We start from the raw sequence: 18277 nt of genomic DNA on the forward strand, positions 1-18277 counted from the left end.
CTCAGGCTATCTGTGCTATGATTGCGCTTCGCGGAGTACACCATGACGCGTCTTATGGAAGAGGCCTTTAGCAAGGTTTCAACCCTGCCTGATTCAGAGCAGGACGAGTTGGCGCGGACGCTGCTTGAGCTCGCTGGTGTCGACCAGCCTCCGATCCAGCTAACGGCCGCGGAAGAGGCGGATCTCGACGAGGCCGAGGCTGAAATCGCCCGTGGCGAGCTTGCCACGGCCGACGATGTTCGCGCCATGTGGGCCAAGCACGGGCTGTGAATGTCCGTTACACGAAGCGGGCGCTCGCCCAGATCGACGAAGTCCTGACCTACATCGAGGCGCGATCGCCCAGGGAGCAGTGCACGTACGCGACCGTATTGTCGCTCTCATCGCGTTACTCCAGGATCATCCTTATGCAGGGCGGCAGACTACTCGTGCATACGTCCGTCGCTTGCCGGTCAACCCTTATCCCTATCTGATCGATTATCGTGTGACCGCGACAGAAATCGTTATTATGCGGTTTCGTCACGCCGCCCGACGTCCACCCAGAACTCGCTGAACGCGAGTGAATGCCATTCCCTCAGGGAGCAAGTTGATGCTCTACACCCCTCCCCCCGTCGATCCCAAGGCACCGCCGGTGCGCGTCAACCTGCTCTCGGATACGCAGACGCGGCCGACGGCTGCGATGCGCGAGGCGATGGCGCGCGCCGAAGTCGGCGACGAGCAGGTCGGTGATGATCCGAGCGTGAACGCGCTGTGCGCGCGCGTCGCCGATCTCCTCGGCAAGGAAGCCGCCGTGTTCATGCCGTCAGGCACGATGTGCAACGTCACCGCGACGCTGGTGCACTGCCGTCCCGGCGACGAGATCCTCGCCCATGACACCGCGCACATCATCGCGCGCGAAGGCGGCGCGCATGCCGCGATCGGCGGCTTCCAGATCACGCAACTGAAAGGCCCCGACGGTCAGTTCACGCCGGAGACATTCCGCAAGGCGCTCCACCCGCGCACCCGCTACCAGCCGCCGCAGACGGTGGTCAGCGTCGAGCAGACCGCCAATATCGGCGGCGGCACGGTCTGGAAGAAGGCGGCACTCGACGAGATCGTCGCCATCGCGAAAGCCAACGGCCTTGCTACTCACATGGACGGCGCGCGCCTTCTGAACGCCACCGTCGCGACCGGCATCTCCGCGCGCGACATGGCCGCCGGCTGGGATTCGGCCTGGATCGACTTCTCCAAGGGCCTCGGTGCCCCGATTGGCGGCGCGCTCGCCGGCTCCCGCGAATTCATCGACGCGGTCTGGCAGTGGAAGCAGCGTCTGGGCGGCTCGATGCGGCAGGCCGGCATCTGCGCAGCCGCCTGTATCTATGCGCTCGACCATCACGTCGATCGCCTCGCCGACGACCACGCCAATGCGCGCGCGCTGGCGCGCGGGCTGGCGCAAATCGCTGGGATCGAGGTGCAGGAGCCCGAGACCAACCTCGTGTTCTTCAGGCCCGACGGCGCCGGCGTCCCCGGCGACAAGATGGTCGCGGCCTTGCGCCAGCGCGGCGTGATGCTGGCGATGATGGACGGCCGCATCCGCGCCTGCACGCATCTCGACGTCACCGCGAGCCAGATCGAGGAGACGCTCGGCCACGTCCGCGAGATCGTGCGCGGCGCGTAGCTAACGCCCCATCGCCTGATAGATCAGCGTCTTCAGCGCCAGTTGGATCCTGCCGCGCTGCGACGGGGTCTGCACCATGAAGATCCCGAACAGATCGTCCTCGGGATCGATGAAGAAGAAGGTGCCGCCCACGCCGTCCCAGCGGTACTCGCCGAGCGGCCACGAGGTGTTCGGCGGCACCGAGGTGCGCACGGCGAAGCCGAGGCCGAAGCCGCTGCTCGCGCCCGGATAATAGTGCTGGTCGCGCGCGATCTTGGTCTCCGGCCCGACATGATCTGACGCCATCAGCGCGATCGTCTCAGGCTTGAGATAGCGCCGACCGTCATAGGTGCCGCCATTCAGCAGCATCTGCGCGAAACGGGCGTAATCACCGACCGTGCCGACCAAGCCGCCGCCGCCGGATTGCCATTTCAGCGGCAGCCTGGGATCGCGCACCTGCGTCGTCGGATTGATGTTGCGGTCATCCGGCATCGGCTCGGCAATGCGCGGGAATTTGGCGGGATCGGCGATGTAGAACGCGGTCTCGGTCATACCGAGCGGATCGAGCAGCCGCTCCTTCTCGAACTGCAGCAGCGTCTTCCCCGAGATCACCTCGACGACGCGGCCGAGCACGTCGGTGGAGTAGCCGTAGTCCCACACTTTCCCCGGCTGCTCGACCAGCGGCAGCGTCGCGATCTTCGCGACGAAGTCGGCATTGCTGAGATCGCCGTCGAAGAGGTTGGCCTCGGCATAGAGCTGATGCACCACGCCACCGCCGTAATAGCCGTAAGGCAGCCCGGAGGTGTGACGCAGCAGATCCTTGATCGTGACCGGACGCTCGAGCGGCTGGAGCGCCAGCGCGACCTTGCCGTTCTCGGCCTTGGTCTCGACGCCGACCTTCATGCCGGCGAAGGACGGAATGTATTTCGAGACGGGATCATCCAGCGCGAGCTTGCCCTCCTCAACCAGCATCATCGCCATGACGGAGGTGATCGGCTTCGACATCGAATAGAGGCGGAAAATCGTGTCCGCGCTCATCGAGATCTCGGTCGCGACGTCGCGGACGCCGAAATTCTCGTAATAGACCGGCTTGCCATGCTGCTGCAGCAGCAGAATGCCGCCGGGAATCTTGCCGGTCACGACCTCGTTCCTGATGTAGTCGGAGACCTTCGCCAGCCCTTCGGGCGAGAAATTGTGCGCGGCGCGTCCCTCGGAGCCCTCCTGCGCGCCGATTGCACCAAGCAGAAGGACGAGCGCCGCGATCAGCGCGCGGCGCCCGCACATGTCACTTCTCCATGGATTCATAGACCAACTGCTTCAGTGTCCGCTGCACGCGCTGGCGCTCGCTCGGGGTCTGTTCCAATAGGACGAAGAACATGTCCTGCTTGCGGTCGACCACCAAATAGCAACCGGAGGCACCGTCCCATTTCAATTCACCGAGATCGCCGGGCGGCGGCGGCTTGGCATGACCGGGATCGGTGCGCACCCCAAACCCAAGTCCCATGCCAAAACCGTCACCGGGAAAATAGAAGTAGTCCCGCTCAACGCCGGAGTCCTTGCCGGCATGGTCCGATGCCATCAGTTCGAACGTCTTCGGGCTGAGATAGGTCTTGCCCTCGAACGTTCCTCCATTGACCAGCATCTGCGCATAGCGCGAAAAGTCCGCCATGGTCGAAACCATGCCGCCGCTGGCGGATTCCCACTTCTGGCGAACCTCAGTCCTATACTCGCGGCCGACCCGGAAATTGCTGTCGTTCGGCAGCGGCTGGGCGAGCCGTTTCAGCCGCTCCGGTTCGGTGACGAAGAAGCCCGTGTCGGTCATACCGAGCGGATCGAGCAGCTTTGCCTTCTCGAGCTCGAGCAATGACTTTCCGGACACGATCTCCATGATCCGCGCCAGAATGTCGGTGGAATGGCCGTACTGCCAGAGCGCGCCGGGTTGATTGTGCAGCGGTAGCTTGGCGATCCGCTCGGCGAACTCGGCGAGGTCGAACTCGCCCGCGTAGATATTGGCGTCGCGATAGGCCTTGCGAACGAGGCTGTCGCCGTAGAAGCCGTAGGTGATGCCGGAGGTATGACGCATCAGGTCGAGAATGGTGATGGGCCGGACCAGCGGTACCAGCTCGAGCGTCTTGGTGCCGTCCTCGGCCTTCTTCTCCTCACCGACCTTCACATTTGCAAAGGAGGGAATGTATTTCGAGACGGGATCGTCGAGTTTGATCTTTCCGTCCTGGATCAATTGCATCGCCACAACGGAGGTGATCACCTTGGTTAGAGATGACAGGCGGAAGATCGTCTTGTCGGTGATCGGCGCCTTGCTGACCACGTCCTGCACGCCGAAGGCCTCGTGATAGACCGGCTTGCCATGCTGCTGGATCAGCACCGTCGCGCCGGCGATCTTGCCGGTTGCGACCTCGTTCCTGAAGAACTCGCTGACCTTGGCGAGCTTGTCCTGATTGAAATGCGCGCCGGCCGGGATTTCGTAGGTCCCCTCCGCCTGCGCCAGCGAAATTGCGCCAAAAGACATCAAAGCGCCGCAGACCAGCGAGCGCAGCCCAATACCAATATGTGAAATCATATCCCCTCCCCGGAACATGGCCGGGCGGAGTGTACTGACCGGCTCAGTCGGCACAAGGGCCGGCGTGGCGCCCGAGCGCCTCGGCATGGAGGCCGGCGCTCGGCTCCGAAAAGCAGCAAAACACGACACGGGTGACAGATGGCGTCCCGGGCAGCATTTCGATCGTGGTTCGGACGGCAATATCGGCGGCGCGGTCGGCGGGGAAACGGTAGATCCCGGTCGAAATTGCGGGGAAGGCCACCGACGTCAGCTGATGCTTCCGGCACAGCTCCAGAGATCGGCGATAACAGGAGGCGAGCAGATCGTCCTCGCCGAGGGTGCCGCCATTCCACACCGGCCCCACCGTGTGGATCACGTTGGCCGCCTTAAGCCGATACCCCTTGGTGATCTTGGCATCGCCGGTCTTGCAACCGTGGAGCATCCGGCATTCGGCGACGAGCTCAGGCCCGGCCGCCCGATGGATGGCCCCATCCACGCCGCCCCCACCGAGCAGCGACGTGTTGGCCGCGTTGACGATAGCGTCAACGCTCATTGTGGTGATGTCGGCAACGATGACATCAAGTTGGACGTCACCGACGCGGCGCGTCAGCGTGGTCAAGCGTCAGGCCACGACCACAACGCCCTTGTCGGAGAAGAGCTGCTGCAATTCGCCGGCCTGGAACATCTCGCGGATGATGTCGCAGCCGCCGACGAACTCGCCCTTCACATAGAGCTGCGGAATGGTCGGCCAGTTCGAATAGACCTTGATGCCGTTACGCAGCTCGGCGGATTCGAGAACGTTGAGGCCCTTATAGCCGACCCCGATGTGATCGAGGATCTGGACGACCTGGCCGGAAAAACCGCACTGCGGAAACTGCGGCGTGCCCTTCATGAACAGAACCACGTCGTTCGACTTCACTTCGTTGTCGATGAATTCCTCGATGCTCATATCCATGTCCTTCTGGGGCGGAGCCCTCAATAATCGCTTCGGGCGGCTCAGCCGATTTAACCCGATACCTGACCATATATGTAGCCCAAACTATTGTGCATCCAAAGTAAAATGGCAGCGACGAGGCTCCCGGCGCCGCTCCGGAGCCCGGCCATGGCCTATGGGCTGATGACGCTAATATCATCGCCGGGGAGGACTTTTTTCCCGTAACGGAGGCCCTATCTAGGACGAACCTGAATTTTGGAACCGGACTACGCCAACAACGTTCTCTCGTCTTGTCTGGAGAAAAACGTGACGAAACAAGCCTCCGCCACGGCCACGCCACCGCTTTCGTCACCATTGTCCGGCCCGGGTGGCCTCGCCCAGGCACTGGAGGAGGCGTTTCTCGCCGTCCGCAACGAGACCGAACGCCGGGCCGCGCCGCTCTCGCCCGAGGACCAGCAGATCCAGTCCATGCCGGATGCGAGCCCCGTGAAATGGCACCGCGCGCACACAACGTGGTTTTTCGAACAGTTTCTGCTTGGCGAGCACTGTCCGGGCTACCGGCCCTTCCACCCCGACTTCGCGTTCCTGTTCAATTCCTATTATGTCAGCGCCGGCCCCCGTCACGCCCGGCATCGCCGCGGCGACATCACGCGGCCGAGCGCCGATCAGGTCGGCTGCTATCGTAAATATGTCGATGCGGCCGTCGTAAAATTCTTCCGCGAAGCCGATGCGGACAAGCTTCGCGCGATCGCGCCGCTGGTCGAGGTCGGGCTCAATCATGAGCAGCAGCACCAGGAATTGATGTTCACCGACATCCTGCATGCCTTTGCGCAAAATCCGGTCTCGCCAGCCTACGATCCGGATTGGCACTTCCCGGCGTCGATACGAGCGGGCGAGGATTGGCTGACGCTCAACGAGGGCATCCACACCATCGGGCACGGCAGCGACAGCTTCCATTTCGACAATGAGAAGCCCGCGCACCGCGCGCTGGTCGGTCCGGTCAGGATCGCGCGCCATCTCGTCACCAATGGCGAATGGCTCGCCTTCATGCGCGACGGCGGCTATCGGACTGCAACGCTGTGGCTGATGGACGGCTTTGCTGCCGTCAACAACGAGGGCTGGGACGCTCCAGGCCATTGGCGCGAGGTCGACGGCAGGTGGCACATGATGACGCTGGCCGGCCTCAAGCCAGTCGATCCCAACGCGCCCGTCTGCCACATCAGCTACTACGAGGCGGATGCGTTCGCGCGCTGGGCCGGAAAACACCTGCCGACCGAGATGGAATGGGAGGTCGCCGCCCGCGCCGGGCAGCTCAACGACGTCTTCGGCATCGTCTGGCAATGGACGCGCAGCTCATATTCGCCCTACCCCGGTTATCGCGCGATCGAAGGCGCGCTCGGCGAGTACAACGGCAAGTTCATGGTCAATCAGCTTGTGCTGCGCGGCTCCTCGCTTGCAACCCCGAGCGGGCACAGCCGCATTACTTATCGCAATTTCTTCTATCCCCATCACCGTTGGCAATTCACGGGATTGCGGCTCGCCGACTACGACTGAGTTCTCATCCGACGACAACCGCGCGCCGGACAGCGCGTTCAGGAGAGTATCATGAATGTGCACGCCAGCGCTTTGGCCGAGGCCCATCTTCCCGACGAGCAGACCACCGCGTTCGCCCGCGAGGCCATCGAGGACCTGTCACAGCAGCCGAAACGGCTGTCGCCGAAATATTTCTACGACGCGGCGGGATCGGAATTGTTCGAGGCGATCACACGCCTGCCGGAGTACTATCCGACCCGCACCGAGCTTGCGATCCTGAGGGAGCGCGGCAGCGAGATTGCGGAAATCATTCCGGAACACTCGGCCCTCGTCGAGTTCGGCGCTGGCGCGACCACAAAAGTCCGCCTGCTGCTCAATCACTGCAAGTTCGCCGCCTATGTGCCGGTCGATATCTCCGGCGACTTCCTTCAGGCACAGGCCAGCGGGCTCAAGCGGGACTTCCCGTCGCTCGGCATCTATCCGGTGGCCGCCGACTTCACCACGCCGTTCGAGCTGCCCAAGGCGGTCGCGTCATTGCCCAAGGTTGGCTTCTTCCCGGGCTCGACCATTGGCAATTTCGAGCCGCAGGAAGCCCAGGCCTTCCTCAGAAGCGCGCGCGAAATCCTCGGCCAAGGCGCGCTGATGATCATTGGCGCCGACCTCGAGAAGGACGAGCGCGTGCTCTTCGATGCCTATAACGATGCCGCCGGCGTCACCGCGCGCTTCAATCTCAATGTGCTCGTGCGGATCAACCGCGAGCTCGGCGGCAATTTCGATCTCTCCGCATTCACCCACCGCGCGATCTACAATCGCGAGCGGCACCGCATCGAGATGCATCTGATCAGCAAGAAGAACCAGACCGTGCGCATGCTGGGCACGAGCTTCTCGTTCCGGCCGGGCGAGAGCATCCACACCGAGAACAGCTACAAATACAGCCTCGCGCGTTTCGCGGCGCTGGCGCGGGGCGCCGGCTGGCGGGTGCGCGAGACCTGGACGGATGCGGCGAAGATGTTCTCGGTGCACGCATTGGAGGCCGCGGAGTAACATCCTGCAGCCGAACACGCCGGTTCAGGTCGCCTTAGCCAGAGCGCCGGCGGCCATCCTCGCGGCGGTTCAATGCTCCTCGGCCTCGGCCGGCGTCGAGCCCAGCGAGACCGACTCCCACACCGCGACCACGATCATGATCACGCTGGTCGCGACCGACAGCCATAGCGGGGAGAGATCGGCGGCAAACCAGCTCAGCGCGAGCAGCAGGATGATGCCGATGCCATGCGAGAGCTGGAGGAAGCCGCGGATCGAATGCTTGAACAGGATGGTGCCGATCAGGAACACCAGCGGCCCGCCGATCGTGCTCACGACGGTGCGGATGTCGGAATGGCCGGTCGGGTGCTTCAGCACCAATTCGTCCGAGACAGCGGTCAGAATGATGCCGGCGACGATCGGCATATGGAGATACGTGTAGGCGAGCCGCGCCAGCCGGCCGGATTCTGCGGTCTTCGAGATCAGCTCGGAGCCGGCCTCGGCGCCCTTGTGGAAATAGACCCACCACATCGCGATGCTGCCGACGAGCGCGGCGACGAAGGCGAGAATGTTGTCCGCGGTCCAATCCAGTTCGGCGAAGGTCGCGCCGTTGACGACGATGGCCTCACCGAGCGCGATGATGATGAAGCCGGCGCAGCGTTCGGCCATGTGGCCGCCTTCGACGGCCCAGGCCTCGACCGACGAGAAGCCCAGCTTCGGGACCCAGAAGCGGGCCGCGGGCGACACGTATTCGATCGTCAGCGCGGCGATCCAAAGCCACAACCGGGTCTCCCCTTCCGCGAAGCCGCCGAGGATCCAGAAGATCGCGGAGATGGAGAGCCAGACCAGAATGCGGATGGCGTTGTGCCGGACCGGGACCCGGTGCAGCGGGGTCGCGAACAGCCAGAACGCCGTGCGTCCGACCTGCATGGTCGCGTACGCAATCGCAAACCACAGGCCGCGTCCCTCGAACGCACCGGGGATCGTCGTCGACAGCACGAGGCCGCCGAGCATCATCAGGAAAAGCAGGATCCGGACCGGCGTCAGCTCGGGATTGAGCCAGTTGGTGACCCAGGCGGTGTAGACCCAGACCCACCAGACCGCGAGAAACAGCAGCGTGACGTGCACCGCGCCGAGCGGGCTGAAGTGATGCAGCAGCGTGTGCGAGACTTGCGTGACCGCGAAGACGAAGACGAGATCGAAGAACAGCTCGGCATAGGTCACGCGGCTATGCTGGTTCGGCACGATGACACGAAACATCGCGCCGCGAGGATTGTCCGCAGCCATCTTCGTACCCTCGCGCGTCAGATCAGGTGCCAGGCACCCCGGTCTGCAGCGCAAGCGCATGCAGCACACCGCCCATCTGGCCACGCAGCGACTGATAGACGATCTGGTGCTGCTGCACACGCGACTTGCCGCGGAAGGATTCCGAAATGACAGTCGCGGCGTAGTGGTCGCCGTCGCCGGCGAGATCACGGATGGTTACCTCGGCATCGGGGATCGCCGCCTTGATCATCGCCTCGATATCGCGGGCGTCCATTGGCATTCGGGTCGCGCTCCTTCTGGTCTCGTTCGGCTTCGAATCACTGCCGGGGTCCCCTCGCCGGCAGGGCCAAACTTAGCGTGAACGGTCTTCTAGGTCACGCACCCGGTCACTATATTCCGGATCCGACCAGGATAAAGGCACGACAAAGTGCCGCGCGCGACAGATTGATCGAAAAGGCGTGAAATCATGAAGCTTCCAGGGCCCGACCACCCCATCACCATCACCCAAAATCCCCGGCGCGTCCGCGTGACGGCCGGCGACGTCGTGATCGCGGAAACCGCCAGGGCGCTGACGCTGAAGGAAGCCAAATATCCGGCGGTGCAATACGTGCCGCGAGAGGACACCAACATGGCGCTGCTCGAGCGCACCCACCGCGTCACCCACTGCCCTTACAAGGGCGATGCCAGCTATTACAGCGTCAAGGCCGACGGCAAGGTCCTCGACAACGCGATCTGGACCTACGAGACGCCCTACCCCGCGATGGCGGAGATTTCCGGCCATCTCGCCTTCTATCCGGACAAGGTGAAGATCGAGGAAGTGGGGTAGCCACTGCGCAAGGCTTCATCATGCCCGGGCTTGTCCCGGGCAACGACTGACAATGCTGCTGCGGCCCCGTTATGCCCTGAATATCGTGAGCCCCAGCACCAGAAGCACCAGGAAGATCACGACGAAAATATAGAACAGGAAGCGGGCGATGTCGGCGGAGGCGGCCGAGATGCCGGTGAATCCGAGCACGCCGGCCACGATCGAGACCAGCAGAAAGATCAGCGCCCATTTCAGGATTGTCATCGCGAGCTCCGACGCCTCGTGCCGCCTCAGGCGGCTCGGCCATTTCGTGATCGCTAACTTCGCGACGCGGGACTGGTTCCTGGGGGTGCCGGTTGGGGCGATGAATGACCAAAACTGCCCTTGCTGAATCTGGTTCCCGGCGGCAGAGTCCGATTGGGAGAGGCAGCACAAGCGGGGCGACCATGAGCGCGATCTCACATTCAGCGACGATCGGCACGGAAGCGCATGCCGCGCCCAAGCGCAAGGCGCGCAACCTGTCGCTCGATCGCGCCCGGACCTTTCTGACGCTGGTGGTGCTGCTGCACCATGCCGTCATCCCCTATACCTATTTTGGTCATACCGACCCGAAATTCTTCTTCGGCTTCGACATGATCGTGCTGGCCACCGACAGCTTCTTCATGGCGATGTTCTTCTTCCTGTCGGGCTTGTTTGCGTGGTCGGGCATCGCCCGCAAGGGAGCGCTGAACTATTTGACGGATCGCCTGCTTCGGCTTGGCCTGCCGTTCGTGGTCTGCGCATTCACGATCATTCCGCTCGCCTATTACGCCATCTCGCTCCGGCACCATCCCGAGATCGGCTTTTCGGAATACTGGTGGAATATGGTCACGAAGGGCCCGTGGCCGAGCGGGCCGATCTGGTTCCTTTGGGTCCTGCTCGGCTTCGACGTGATTGCCTGCATCCTGCATCGGCTGTCGCCCAACCTGCTCGATCCGATCAACCGCCTCTCGCTGCACGGCCGCCGCCGGCCCGCCGTGTTCTTCGCGGTCATGCTTGCCGTCACCGCAGCGTTCTATGTTCCCGGGCTGATGTATTATGGACCAAGCAGCTGGTTCGAGTTCGGGCCGTTCTCGGTGCAGCACGGGCGCGTGATGCTCTATGCGAGCTACTTCTTTTTCGGTGCCGGCATCGGTGTCGCGAATATGGATCGCGGCCTGCTCGCGGCAGACGGCCGGATGGCAAAGGTCACCTGGGACTGGATGGTCTTGACGATCGTTCCGTATTGCCTGCTCTGGGTGCTGATCTTCATCAAGCGCGAAATACTGGGAAATCCGTCGCCGCTGCCGAACTGGTATGAGGGGCTCTATGCCGCCTGCTTCGCTGTCTTCAGCGTGGCCATCATGTTTCTGATCCTGGCCTTTTTCCAGAGGTTCAAACAAATAGGCTCGGCCAGGCTACTCGATCCGATGCAGGCGGATGCCTACGGCATGTTTTTGGTGCACTACCCGATCGCGCTTTGGCTGCAATACTGGCTGTTCGACTATAACCTGCCGGCGATCATCAAGGCGACGATCGGGTTCGTGCTGACGGTCGCGTTCAGTTGGGCGCTGACGCACGCCTTGCGCCAGATCCCCGGAGCAACGAAAGTGCTGTGATGCATGTACGTCATTGCGAGCGTAGCGAAGCAATCCAGAGTCTCTCCGCGGAGGCTGACTGGATTGCTTCGCTACGCTCGCAATGACCGGAGTCTGTGGTAGCGGCGGCCGCTCACGCCGCCTTGCCGCTCATGTACTCCGGCAGCCAGCGCTCGAACGAGGCGCGAAGCGTGTCGATCGAAACCGGGGCTTCGCCGGCGATCGCAATTGCGTCGCCGCCGGTGGTGCCGATCCGCACGCAGGGCACCTCGCAGCCGCGCATCTTGGCAAGCACGCGACCGGCCTCCGCTTCGGGCACGGTGACGAGATAGCGCGCCTGGTCCTCGCCGAACCAATAGGCGTGCGGGATGAGTGCGGTCGGGGCCGCAAGCAGCTTCGCGCCGATGCCGCTCGCCATCGCCATCTCCGCGACCGCGACCAGCAGGCCGCCGTCGGAGAGGTCGTGCGCCGCGGTCGCGGTGCCCGCATGGATCATGCCGCGCACCACATCGCCATTGCGCTTCTCGGCGGCGAGATCGACCGGCGGCGGTGCGCCCTCCTCGCGACCGCAGATGTCGCGCAGGTACACGGACTGGCCGAGCCAGCCGTGCGTTTCGCCGATCAGGAGGATCGCCTCACCCTCGGCCTTGAAGGCGAGCGAAGCAGACTTGGTGAAATCGTCGAGCAGGCCGACGCCGCCGATCGAGGGCGTCGGCAGGATCGCGCGGCCATTGGTCTCGTTGTAGAGCGAGACGTTGCCGGACACGACTGGGAAGTCGAGCGTGCGGCAGGCTTCCGAGATGCCCTTCAGGCAGCCGACGAACTGGCCCATGATCTCGGGCCGCTCCGGATTGCCGAAATTGAGATTGTCGGTGATCGCGAGCGGCTTGCCGCCGACGGCGGTGATGTTGCGCCAGGCTTCCGCCACCGCCTGCTTGCCGCCCTCGAACGGATCGGCCTCGCAGTAGCGCGGCGTGACGTCGACGGTCAGGGCGAGCCCCTTCGGCCCGTCCTGCACGCGGACGACAGCGGCATCGCCGCCGGGACGCTGCAGCGTGTTGCCGAGGATGACGTGGTCGTACTGCTCCCAGACCCAGCGCTTGCTGCACAAATCGGGCGTGCCGATCAGCTTCTCCAGTGCCGCACCGATGCCCATCGGGGCCGATACCTCGCGGGCATGCACGACCGGCAGCGCCGCGGAGGCGACATGCGGCCGGTCATAGACCGGCGCCTCGTCGCCGAGCTCCTTGATCGGCAGATCGGCCATGACGTCGCCGCCATGCTTGACCACGAAGCGCCTGGTCGGCGTGGTGTAGCCGACCACGGCAAAATCGAGCCCCCACTTCTGGAAGATCGCCTCGGCTTCCTTTTCCTTCTCGGGCTTGAGCACCATGAGCATGCGCTCCTGGCTCTCCGAGAGCATCATCTCGTAGGCGCTCATGCCGGTCTCGCGGGTGGGCACCGCGTCGAGATCGAGGTCGACGCCGAGGTCGCCCTTGGCGCCCATCTCCACTGCCGAGCAGGTCAGGCCGGCCGCGCCCATGTCCTGGATCGCGATGACGCAGCCCTTCTCCATGATCTCGAGGCAGGCCTCGAGCAGCAGCTTCTCGGCGAAGGGATCGCCGACCTGCACGGTGGGGCGCTTCTCCTCGGACTTGTCGTCGAACTCGGCCGAGGCCATCGAGGCGCCGTGGATGCCATCGCGGCCCGTCTTGGAGCCGAGATAGACGATCGGCATGTTCACGCCGGAAGCCGCCGCATAGAAGATCTTGTCGGTATCGGCGAGGCCCACCGCCATCGCGTTGACGAGAATGTTGCCGTCATAGCGGGTGTGGAAGCGCACCTGGCCGCCCACCGTCGGTACGCCGAAGGAATTGCCGTAGCCGCCGACGCCGGCCACGACGCCGGAGACGAGATGCCGGGTCTTGGCATGCTCGGGCGCGCCGAAGCTCAGCGCATTGAGGCAGGCGATCGGCCGCGCGCCCATGGTGAAGACGTCGCGCAGGATGCCGCCGACGCCGGTGGTCGCGCCCTGGTACGGCTCGATGTAGCTCGGGTGGTTGTGGCTCTCCATCTTGAAGACCACGGCCTGGCCGTCGCCGATGTCGATCACGCCGGCGTTCTCGCCGGGGCCCTGGATCACCCAGGGGGCTTTCGTCGGCAAGCCGCGCAGATGGATGCGCGAGGATTTGTACGAGCAGTGCTCGTTCCACATCGCCGAGAAGATGCCGAGCTCGGTAAAGGTCGGCTCCCGCCCGATCAGCTTCAGGATGCGCTCGTACTCGTCGGGCTTGAGCCCGTGGGCGGCGATCAGTTCGGGGGTGATCTTCGGTTCGTTTTTCGACATGGATTCGGGGCTTTCGGCGAGGTTGGCCGTTCTTAAGAACATCGGGGGCCTACGAAAAGCCCTTTATGACGCATTTTCCCGCTGTCCCACATTTTGTGGCCGGGGTCCGCGGGAACAGGAATTGCAAGGCGCTGACGGATCGGATTTAAGGTCAAAAGACCCGTAATTGAAGGCCCATTTCCTTGCACGAACTGACCAAAGCCCCCGCATCCCGCCGCCCCGACCTGCACGTGGCCACCGAAGGGGAATTCACGGGCTGGCGGACCTGGATTCGCGACAGTTTTGAGAGCCATATCGGCCCGTTCTGGCACAGGATCGAGGACGACGGCAGCGTCCGCTGCGCCTTCCGGGTCGAGAAAAAGCACCTCAATGGCGCCCGGAATGTCCATGGGGGATGCTTCATGGCGTTCGCGGATTATTGCTTGTTTGCGATCGCCACCCACGAGCTGGACGGGCCGGCCGTGACCACCAATTTCGCCTGCGACTTCCTCGACGCGGCCCGCGAGGGCGAGCTGATCGAATGCACGGGGGAAGTGTCCCGCGCCGGCGGCTCGCTGATCTTCCTGCGCGGCAAGCTGACGTCCGGCGGGCGGCCGCTGTTTACCTTCTCCGGCACGATCAAGCGGGTGAAGCGGAAGCCGCAACCTCAGCCAAACGCATAGCTCGGCGCCTTTCCTTTTGGCGCGCCCTCGCCCAGTGTTGGCGAGGCGCTGTCGCGCCGGGGAGCCAGACAAGGTGCCGCAGAGCACATCGAGGACGGGTCGCACCGCGGCACCCGAACCAACGCCTTTACCGACGATAGCAGCTGGTGCCGCGCGCGGCTGGCGCGACTACGCGCTGCTGTTCGCGCTCGCCTGCTGCTGGAGCTCGACCTATCCGCTGGCCAAGCTCGCGCTGGATACGATTCCGCCGATCACCTTCATCTCGGCCCGCTCGCTGATCGCCGCCGCCTTCCTGTTCGCCATCCTGTCGATGCGCGGCGTCAGGATCCCGACGGACGCCAAGGCCTGGAAGCTGTTCGCGACCCAGCAATTGATCAACTCGACCTTCCCGTTCCTGGTCATCACCTGGTCGCAGCAATATGTGCCGGCGTCCAACACGGTCGTGCTGGCCTCCACGACGCCGATCTTCGCCTTCCTGATCACCTCGCTGATCACACGGCACGAGCCGGCAACGCTGCTGAAGCTCGCGGGTGCGATCCTGGGCCTCGCCGGCACCGTCGCCATCGTCGGGCTCGATGCGCTGCGCGGCTTCGGCAGCGAGATCGTCGCGGAGATCGCGATCCTGCTCGCCACGATATCCTTCGCCTGTGCGACGATCTTCGGCTTAAGGCTGTCCGATTACGACCCGATGGTGGTGGCGGCCGGCTGACTCCTGTTCGGCGGCCTGTTGCTGCTGCCGCCCTCGCTGATCATCGACCAGCCCTGGACGCTGCATCCGACACCGCAGGCGATCGCCGCGACCATCGTCATGGGGATCGTCTCCAGCGCCGTTGGGCTGATGCTGTTCTACATGTGCCTCAGCCGGCTCGGCACGCTGACGACGAATGCACAGGGCTATTTGCGCATCCCGATCGGCGTCGGCCTGTCGGTGCTGCTGCTCGGCGAAAGCGTGCCGTCCAACCTGGCGCTGGGTCTGCTGCTGGTCATGGCCGGCGTCGCGGCCATGACGGTGCCGGCGGAGCGGCTGAAGCTGCGCTAAAGCGGAATGGTTTTTGGCTGAATCGATTGGACCGCTGGCTCGGTCAACCTCTCCCGCTTGCGGGGGAGGTCGGCGCGAAGCGCCGGGTGCGGGCTCTCTCCGCTTTGGGATCACCGATTGCCGCGATACCCCCACCCCAGCCCTCCCCCGCAAGCGGGAGAGGGAGCGCACCGCGTGCGTGTCTACGAGAAGGCTAATCCCATCACGCTTTAGCGCAGGCAGTTCAGGTCGAGAGCTGCTTCTCCGCGATCGACAGCCACTCGGCCTGCGCCTCGCGCAGATATTTCGGCGCGCGCCGCATCTGGATCAGGAGCTCGTTGAAGACCATCCGCGCCTCGGCTGTGCGGCCGACCAGTTGCAGCAGCATGCCGTAGCGCACCCGCGCCTCCGCGCCAGGGAAATAGCCGGAGACGGCGTGATATTCCTCGAGCGCCTCGTCGAGGCGGCCGACTTCGGCGAGCGCGCGGGCGTACAACAGATGCGCGTCGGCCGAGTCGAATTCGGGCCACTGCTTCTGCAGATCGTCCAGGGTCGCGAGCGCATCGGCGGGGCGCTTGGCGGCAAACTCCGCCTGCGCCTTGCCGAGCGCGTAGGCGGGATCGTGGCCCATGGGCAGCTTGAGGATGTGGTCGTAGTGCGCTTCCGCCTCGCCGAACCGTCCGATCCTGGCGCATTCCTCGGCCAGCGCCGCGCGGTTGGCGATGGTGTCGGTGGCGGCGAGCCGGTCGGACAGTTCGCGATAGCGCTTCTCGGGGTCGAGCCGGTTGGCGACGCGCTGGCGCGCCTGCCGCGCCCCGGGGCTGGAGAACCATTCGGGAATGAGCTCGACGGCGATATAGGCGAGCGAGCCGATCAGCGGCACCATCAGGATGATGAACGCCCAGGGTTGCAGCCGGCCGGTTCGCGATGCGTGATAGATCAGCGTGATATCGAGCAGCAGAACGACCAAAGCGATGGGCATGTGACTTCCGGGAGCACAACGACGGCGCAGGCACCCTGATTCCGGCGGTTAGGAATCGCTGACTGCGGGCGCATGCGCCTTGATGGCGACGAAGCATCAGTCGCCTCAATCGTCGGGGAGGTTCACGAAGGCATGATGACCGGGCAGCGCTGGCACAACGCTGCAGCAGCCGCTCTCACTGCTTGGCGTCGCCCGCCAGCATTTTGTGGTAGTTCTCGACGTCGCGCGTCACAAGCTGCTGGAGCACCTCGGGCGTGTGCTCGTCGGCGTCAGGGGCGACGGTCGACAGATCGGCAAAGCGCTTCTTCACCGCGTCGGTCTCCACCGCCGTGCGCGCGGCCGCGTTCAGCTTGGCGATGACGCCTGCGGCGTCCCCTTGGGCGCGAACAGGCCGTTCCAGCCCTGCGCCTCGAATTCGGGCAGGCCTGCTTCGGTCGAGGTCGGCAGATCGGGCAACGTGGCGAGGCGCACGGTCGAGCCGACCACAAGGCCCCTCACCAGCTTCTCGTTGATCGACTGCGAGACGGAGGCCGCGGCATCGCAAACGCCGTCGATCTGGGCGCCGATCGCATCCGTGAGCGCGGGCGCAGCGCCGCGATAGCCGACCAGCGTCGCATCAATCCCGGCCGCCGTCACGAAGCTCTTGCAGATCAGATAGTTCGACGAGCCGACACCGGCATGGCCGAGATTGATCTTGCCGGGATTGGCCTTGGCGTAGGCGATGAACTCCTTGAGGTCCTTCGCCGGAAAATCCTTGCGCAGGGCGATGATACCGAACGTCTTCGCCACCATGGCAATCGGCACGAAAGAATCCGGCGTGAACGGCAGCTTCGGATAGATCGTGTACGTCGCAGCGTTGGTGCCGGCATTGCCGATCGCGATCGTATAGCCGTCCGGCTCGGCGCGCGAGGCCCGCGCCAGCGCAGTCGATCCGCCGGCCCCGGCGACGTTCTCGATCACGATGGTCTGGCCGAGCGCGATGCCCATCTGCTCGGCAACCGTGCGCGCGATCACGTCCGAGGTGCCGCCGGCCGCAAACGGGACGATCATGGTGATCGGACGTTTTGGGAAATCCTGCGCAAGCGCCGCGCTCGAAAGCAGAGCGACCGCAATCGCGGCCGACAGCCGCTTCACCACGAATGAAATCACGCGGCGTTTTCCAGATGCTGGGCGAGCCCTGCGAACAGGCCGCGACCATCGGTACAGCCCATGATGTCTTCGACGTGGTTTTCCGGGTGCGGCATCATGCCGAGCACGTTGCCCTTGTCGTTGACGATGCCGGCGATGGAGTGCGCGGCGCCGTTGATGTTATGGGCCTCGTCGACCACGCCGTCGGCGGAGCAGTAGCGATAGAGCACCCGGCCCTCGCCTTCGAGGCGCTTGATGGTCTCTTCGTCCGCCTCGTAATTGCCCTCGCCATGGGCGACCGGCACGCGGATCACCTGCCCGGCATTGTAGCCGCGGGTAAACGGTGTATCGGAGCGTTCGACGCGCAGATGCACGTCGTGGCAGATGAACTTCAGCCGCGCATTGCGCATCAGCACGCCCGGCAGCAGGCCGGACTCGCAGAGGATCTGGAAACCGTTGCAGACGCCGAGCACGAGGCCGCCCTTGGCCGCATAGTCGCGTACCGCGTCCATCACCGGCGCACGCGCCGCGATGGCGCCACAACGCAAATAGTCGCCATAGGAGAAGCCGCCAGGCACCACCACGAGATCGGTGCCGGCCGGCAGCGAGGTCTCGGCGTGCCAGACCATCGCGGGCTCGTGTCCCGAGATCAGCTTCAGCGCCCGCGCCATGTCGCGCTCGCGGTTGATTCCGGGAAAGACGAGGATGGCGGCTTTCATGATTAAAGTTCCGGGCGAGGATTGGAATCGGGCTGGCGCGAGGGCCAATTTGCCAGC

At 64.2% G+C, this 18277-nt stretch carries 18 protein-coding genes and 2 pseudogenes; 9 read left to right on the plus strand and 11 right to left on the minus strand.

Going from position 1 to position 18277, the window contains the following annotated elements:
- Window positions 1-42 precede the first annotated feature (42 nt).
- From K289_RS0116620 to K289_RS0116630, 3 genes are read left to right on the plus strand one after another with little or no spacing between them, the layout of a single operon-like run.
- The gene (locus K289_RS0116620) at window positions 43-270 is read left to right on the plus strand and encodes a hypothetical protein (protein ID WP_027552564.1); all 228 of its coding nucleotides are present in this window, start codon (window positions 43-45) and stop codon (window positions 268-270) included.
- Window positions 236-550, plus strand: coding sequence for a type II toxin-antitoxin system RelE/ParE family toxin (locus K289_RS0116625; protein ID WP_371260825.1), 315 nt, complete (start codon window positions 236-238; stop codon window positions 548-550). Before K289_RS0116620 ends, K289_RS0116625 begins: the two co-directional genes overlap by 35 nt.
- Before the next feature lie 36 nt (window positions 551-586).
- On the plus strand, window positions 587-1654 hold the full coding sequence (locus K289_RS0116630; RefSeq protein ID WP_027552566.1) for a low specificity L-threonine aldolase: 1068 nt from the start codon (window positions 587-589) through the stop codon (window positions 1652-1654).
- Here K289_RS0116630 and K289_RS0116635 read toward each other — a convergent pair whose 3' ends face one another.
- From K289_RS0116635 to grxD, 4 genes are read right to left on the minus strand one after another with little or no spacing between them, the layout of a single operon-like run.
- A complete protein-coding gene (locus K289_RS0116635; RefSeq protein ID WP_027552567.1) occupies window positions 1655-2917 on the minus strand; it encodes a serine hydrolase in 1263 nt (420 codons plus the stop codon). It abuts the gene before it with no gap.
- A 1-nt stretch (window position 2918) separates the two neighbouring features.
- The gene (locus K289_RS0116640; RefSeq protein WP_027552568.1) at window positions 2919-4211 is read right to left on the minus strand and encodes a serine hydrolase; all 1293 of its coding nucleotides are present in this window, start codon (window positions 4209-4211) and stop codon (window positions 2919-2921) included.
- Between the two features lie 43 nt (window positions 4212-4254).
- Entirely contained in the window at window positions 4255-4809 is a 555-nt protein-coding gene (locus K289_RS0116645) for an O-acetyl-ADP-ribose deacetylase (RefSeq protein WP_027552569.1), read from the minus strand.
- A 3-nt stretch (window positions 4810-4812) separates the two neighbouring features.
- Entirely contained in the window at window positions 4813-5139 is a 327-nt protein-coding gene (gene grxD / locus K289_RS0116650) for a Grx4 family monothiol glutaredoxin (protein WP_027552570.1), read from the minus strand.
- A gap of 240 nt (window positions 5140-5379) precedes the next feature.
- Here grxD and egtB point away from each other — a divergent pair, with 240 nt between their 5' ends.
- Together egtB and egtD are read left to right on the plus strand one after the other, a co-directional pair.
- Window positions 5380-6678, plus strand: coding sequence for an ergothioneine biosynthesis protein EgtB (gene egtB, locus K289_RS0116655; protein ID WP_027552571.1), 1299 nt, complete (start codon window positions 5380-5382; stop codon window positions 6676-6678).
- 51 nt (window positions 6679-6729) lie between these two features.
- A complete protein-coding gene (gene egtD / locus K289_RS0116660; protein WP_027552572.1) occupies window positions 6730-7701 on the plus strand; it encodes an L-histidine N(alpha)-methyltransferase in 972 nt (323 codons plus the stop codon).
- A 69-nt stretch (window positions 7702-7770) separates the two neighbouring features.
- On the opposite strand, the gene K289_RS0116665 is transcribed toward egtD, so the two are convergent.
- Window positions 7771-8964 (minus strand): low temperature requirement protein A, encoded by a 1194-nt coding sequence (locus K289_RS0116665; RefSeq protein WP_027552573.1) that lies wholly within the window; start codon window positions 8962-8964, stop codon window positions 7771-7773.
- Between the two features lie 22 nt (window positions 8965-8986).
- Window positions 8987-9223, minus strand: coding sequence for a BolA family protein (locus K289_RS0116670; protein WP_027552574.1), 237 nt, complete (start codon window positions 9221-9223; stop codon window positions 8987-8989).
- A 186-nt stretch (window positions 9224-9409) separates the two neighbouring features.
- On the opposite strand from K289_RS0116670, the gene K289_RS0116675 reads away from it, so the two are divergent.
- Window positions 9410-9769, plus strand: a complete 360-nt coding sequence (locus K289_RS0116675; RefSeq protein ID WP_027552575.1) for a DUF427 domain-containing protein — start codon at window positions 9410-9412, stop codon at window positions 9767-9769.
- A 69-nt stretch (window positions 9770-9838) separates the two neighbouring features.
- On the opposite strand, the gene K289_RS48655 is transcribed toward K289_RS0116675, so the two are convergent.
- Window positions 9839-10012 carry a DUF1328 domain-containing protein gene (locus K289_RS48655; protein WP_027552576.1) on the minus strand — a complete coding sequence of 58 codons (174 nt, stop codon included), beginning with the start codon at window positions 10010-10012 and terminating at the stop codon, window positions 9839-9841.
- 182 nt (window positions 10013-10194) lie between these two features.
- On the opposite strand from K289_RS48655, the gene K289_RS0116685 reads away from it, so the two are divergent.
- The gene (locus K289_RS0116685) at window positions 10195-11385 is read left to right on the plus strand and encodes an acyltransferase (protein ID WP_027552577.1); all 1191 of its coding nucleotides are present in this window, start codon (window positions 10195-10197) and stop codon (window positions 11383-11385) included.
- A 112-nt stretch (window positions 11386-11497) separates the two neighbouring features.
- Here K289_RS0116685 and purL read toward each other — a convergent pair whose 3' ends face one another.
- Complete coding sequence (gene purL / locus K289_RS0116690) at window positions 11498-13711, minus strand: phosphoribosylformylglycinamidine synthase subunit PurL (RefSeq protein WP_027552578.1); 2214 nt, start codon at window positions 13709-13711, stop codon at window positions 11498-11500.
- Between the two features lie 182 nt (window positions 13712-13893).
- On the opposite strand from purL, the gene K289_RS0116695 reads away from it, so the two are divergent.
- Both K289_RS0116695 and K289_RS44535 read left to right on the plus strand, forming a co-directional pair.
- Window positions 13894-14373, plus strand: coding sequence for a PaaI family thioesterase (locus tag K289_RS0116695; protein WP_027552579.1), 480 nt, complete (start codon window positions 13894-13896; stop codon window positions 14371-14373).
- A 73-nt stretch (window positions 14374-14446) separates the two neighbouring features.
- A pseudogene (locus tag K289_RS44535) lies at window positions 14447-15412 on the plus strand (DMT family transporter).
- 223 nt (window positions 15413-15635) lie between these two features.
- On the opposite strand, the gene K289_RS0116705 reads toward K289_RS44535, so the two are convergent.
- The 3 genes and pseudogenes from K289_RS0116705 to purQ all read right to left on the minus strand — a co-directional run bounded on the left by K289_RS0116705 (window position 15636) and on the right by purQ (window position 18220).
- The gene (locus K289_RS0116705; protein WP_027552580.1) at window positions 15636-16373 is read right to left on the minus strand and encodes a tetratricopeptide repeat protein; all 738 of its coding nucleotides are present in this window, start codon (window positions 16371-16373) and stop codon (window positions 15636-15638) included.
- A 175-nt stretch (window positions 16374-16548) separates the two neighbouring features.
- Window positions 16549-17522, minus strand: a pseudogene (locus K289_RS44540) (tripartite tricarboxylate transporter substrate binding protein BugD).
- On the minus strand, window positions 17519-18220 hold the full coding sequence (purQ, locus tag K289_RS0116715; RefSeq protein ID WP_027552581.1) for a phosphoribosylformylglycinamidine synthase subunit PurQ: 702 nt from the start codon (window positions 18218-18220) through the stop codon (window positions 17519-17521). The pseudogene K289_RS44540 and the gene purQ overlap by 4 nt, the downstream one beginning before the upstream one ends.
- Between the last annotated feature and the right edge of the window lie 57 nt (window positions 18221-18277).

This window comes from Bradyrhizobium sp. Cp5.3 (assembly GCF_000426265.1).
Taxonomy (GTDB): Bacteria; Pseudomonadota; Alphaproteobacteria; order Rhizobiales; family Xanthobacteraceae; genus Bradyrhizobium; species Bradyrhizobium neotropicale.

Coding starts and splice junctions, on each gene's coding strand:
- K289_RS0116625 (WP_371260825.1), top strand. CDS start 236: ATGTTCGCGCCATGTGGGCCAAGCACGGGCTGTGAATGTCCGTTACAC.
- purL (WP_027552578.1), bottom strand. CDS start 13,711: ATGTCGAAAAACGAACCGAAGATCACCCCCGAACTGATCGCCGCCCAC.
- K289_RS0116675 (WP_027552575.1), top strand. CDS start 9,410: ATGAAGCTTCCAGGGCCCGACCACCCCATCACCATCACCCAAAATCCC.
- egtD (WP_027552572.1), top strand. CDS start 6,730: ATGAATGTGCACGCCAGCGCTTTGGCCGAGGCCCATCTTCCCGACGAG.
- K289_RS0116665 (WP_027552573.1), bottom strand. CDS start 8,964: ATGGCTGCGGACAATCCTCGCGGCGCGATGTTTCGTGTCATCGTGCCG.
- K289_RS48655 (WP_027552576.1), bottom strand. CDS start 10,012: ATGACAATCCTGAAATGGGCGCTGATCTTTCTGCTGGTCTCGATCGTG.
- purQ (WP_027552581.1), bottom strand. CDS start 18,220: ATGAAAGCCGCCATCCTCGTCTTTCCCGGAATCAACCGCGAGCGCGAC.
- K289_RS0116640 (WP_027552568.1), bottom strand. CDS start 4,211: ATGATTTCACATATTGGTATTGGGCTGCGCTCGCTGGTCTGCGGCGCT.
- grxD (WP_027552570.1), bottom strand. CDS start 5,139: ATGAGCATCGAGGAATTCATCGACAACGAAGTGAAGTCGAACGACGTG.
- K289_RS0116635 (WP_027552567.1), bottom strand. CDS start 2,917: ATGTGCGGGCGCCGCGCGCTGATCGCGGCGCTCGTCCTTCTGCTTGGT.
- K289_RS0116670 (WP_027552574.1), bottom strand. CDS start 9,223: ATGCCAATGGACGCCCGCGATATCGAGGCGATGATCAAGGCGGCGATC.
- K289_RS0116705 (WP_027552580.1), bottom strand. CDS start 16,373: ATGCCCATCGCTTTGGTCGTTCTGCTGCTCGATATCACGCTGATCTAT.
- K289_RS0116620 (WP_027552564.1), top strand. CDS start 43: ATGACGCGTCTTATGGAAGAGGCCTTTAGCAAGGTTTCAACCCTGCCT.
- K289_RS0116685 (WP_027552577.1), top strand. CDS start 10,195: ATGAGCGCGATCTCACATTCAGCGACGATCGGCACGGAAGCGCATGCC.
- K289_RS0116630 (WP_027552566.1), top strand. CDS start 587: ATGCTCTACACCCCTCCCCCCGTCGATCCCAAGGCACCGCCGGTGCGC.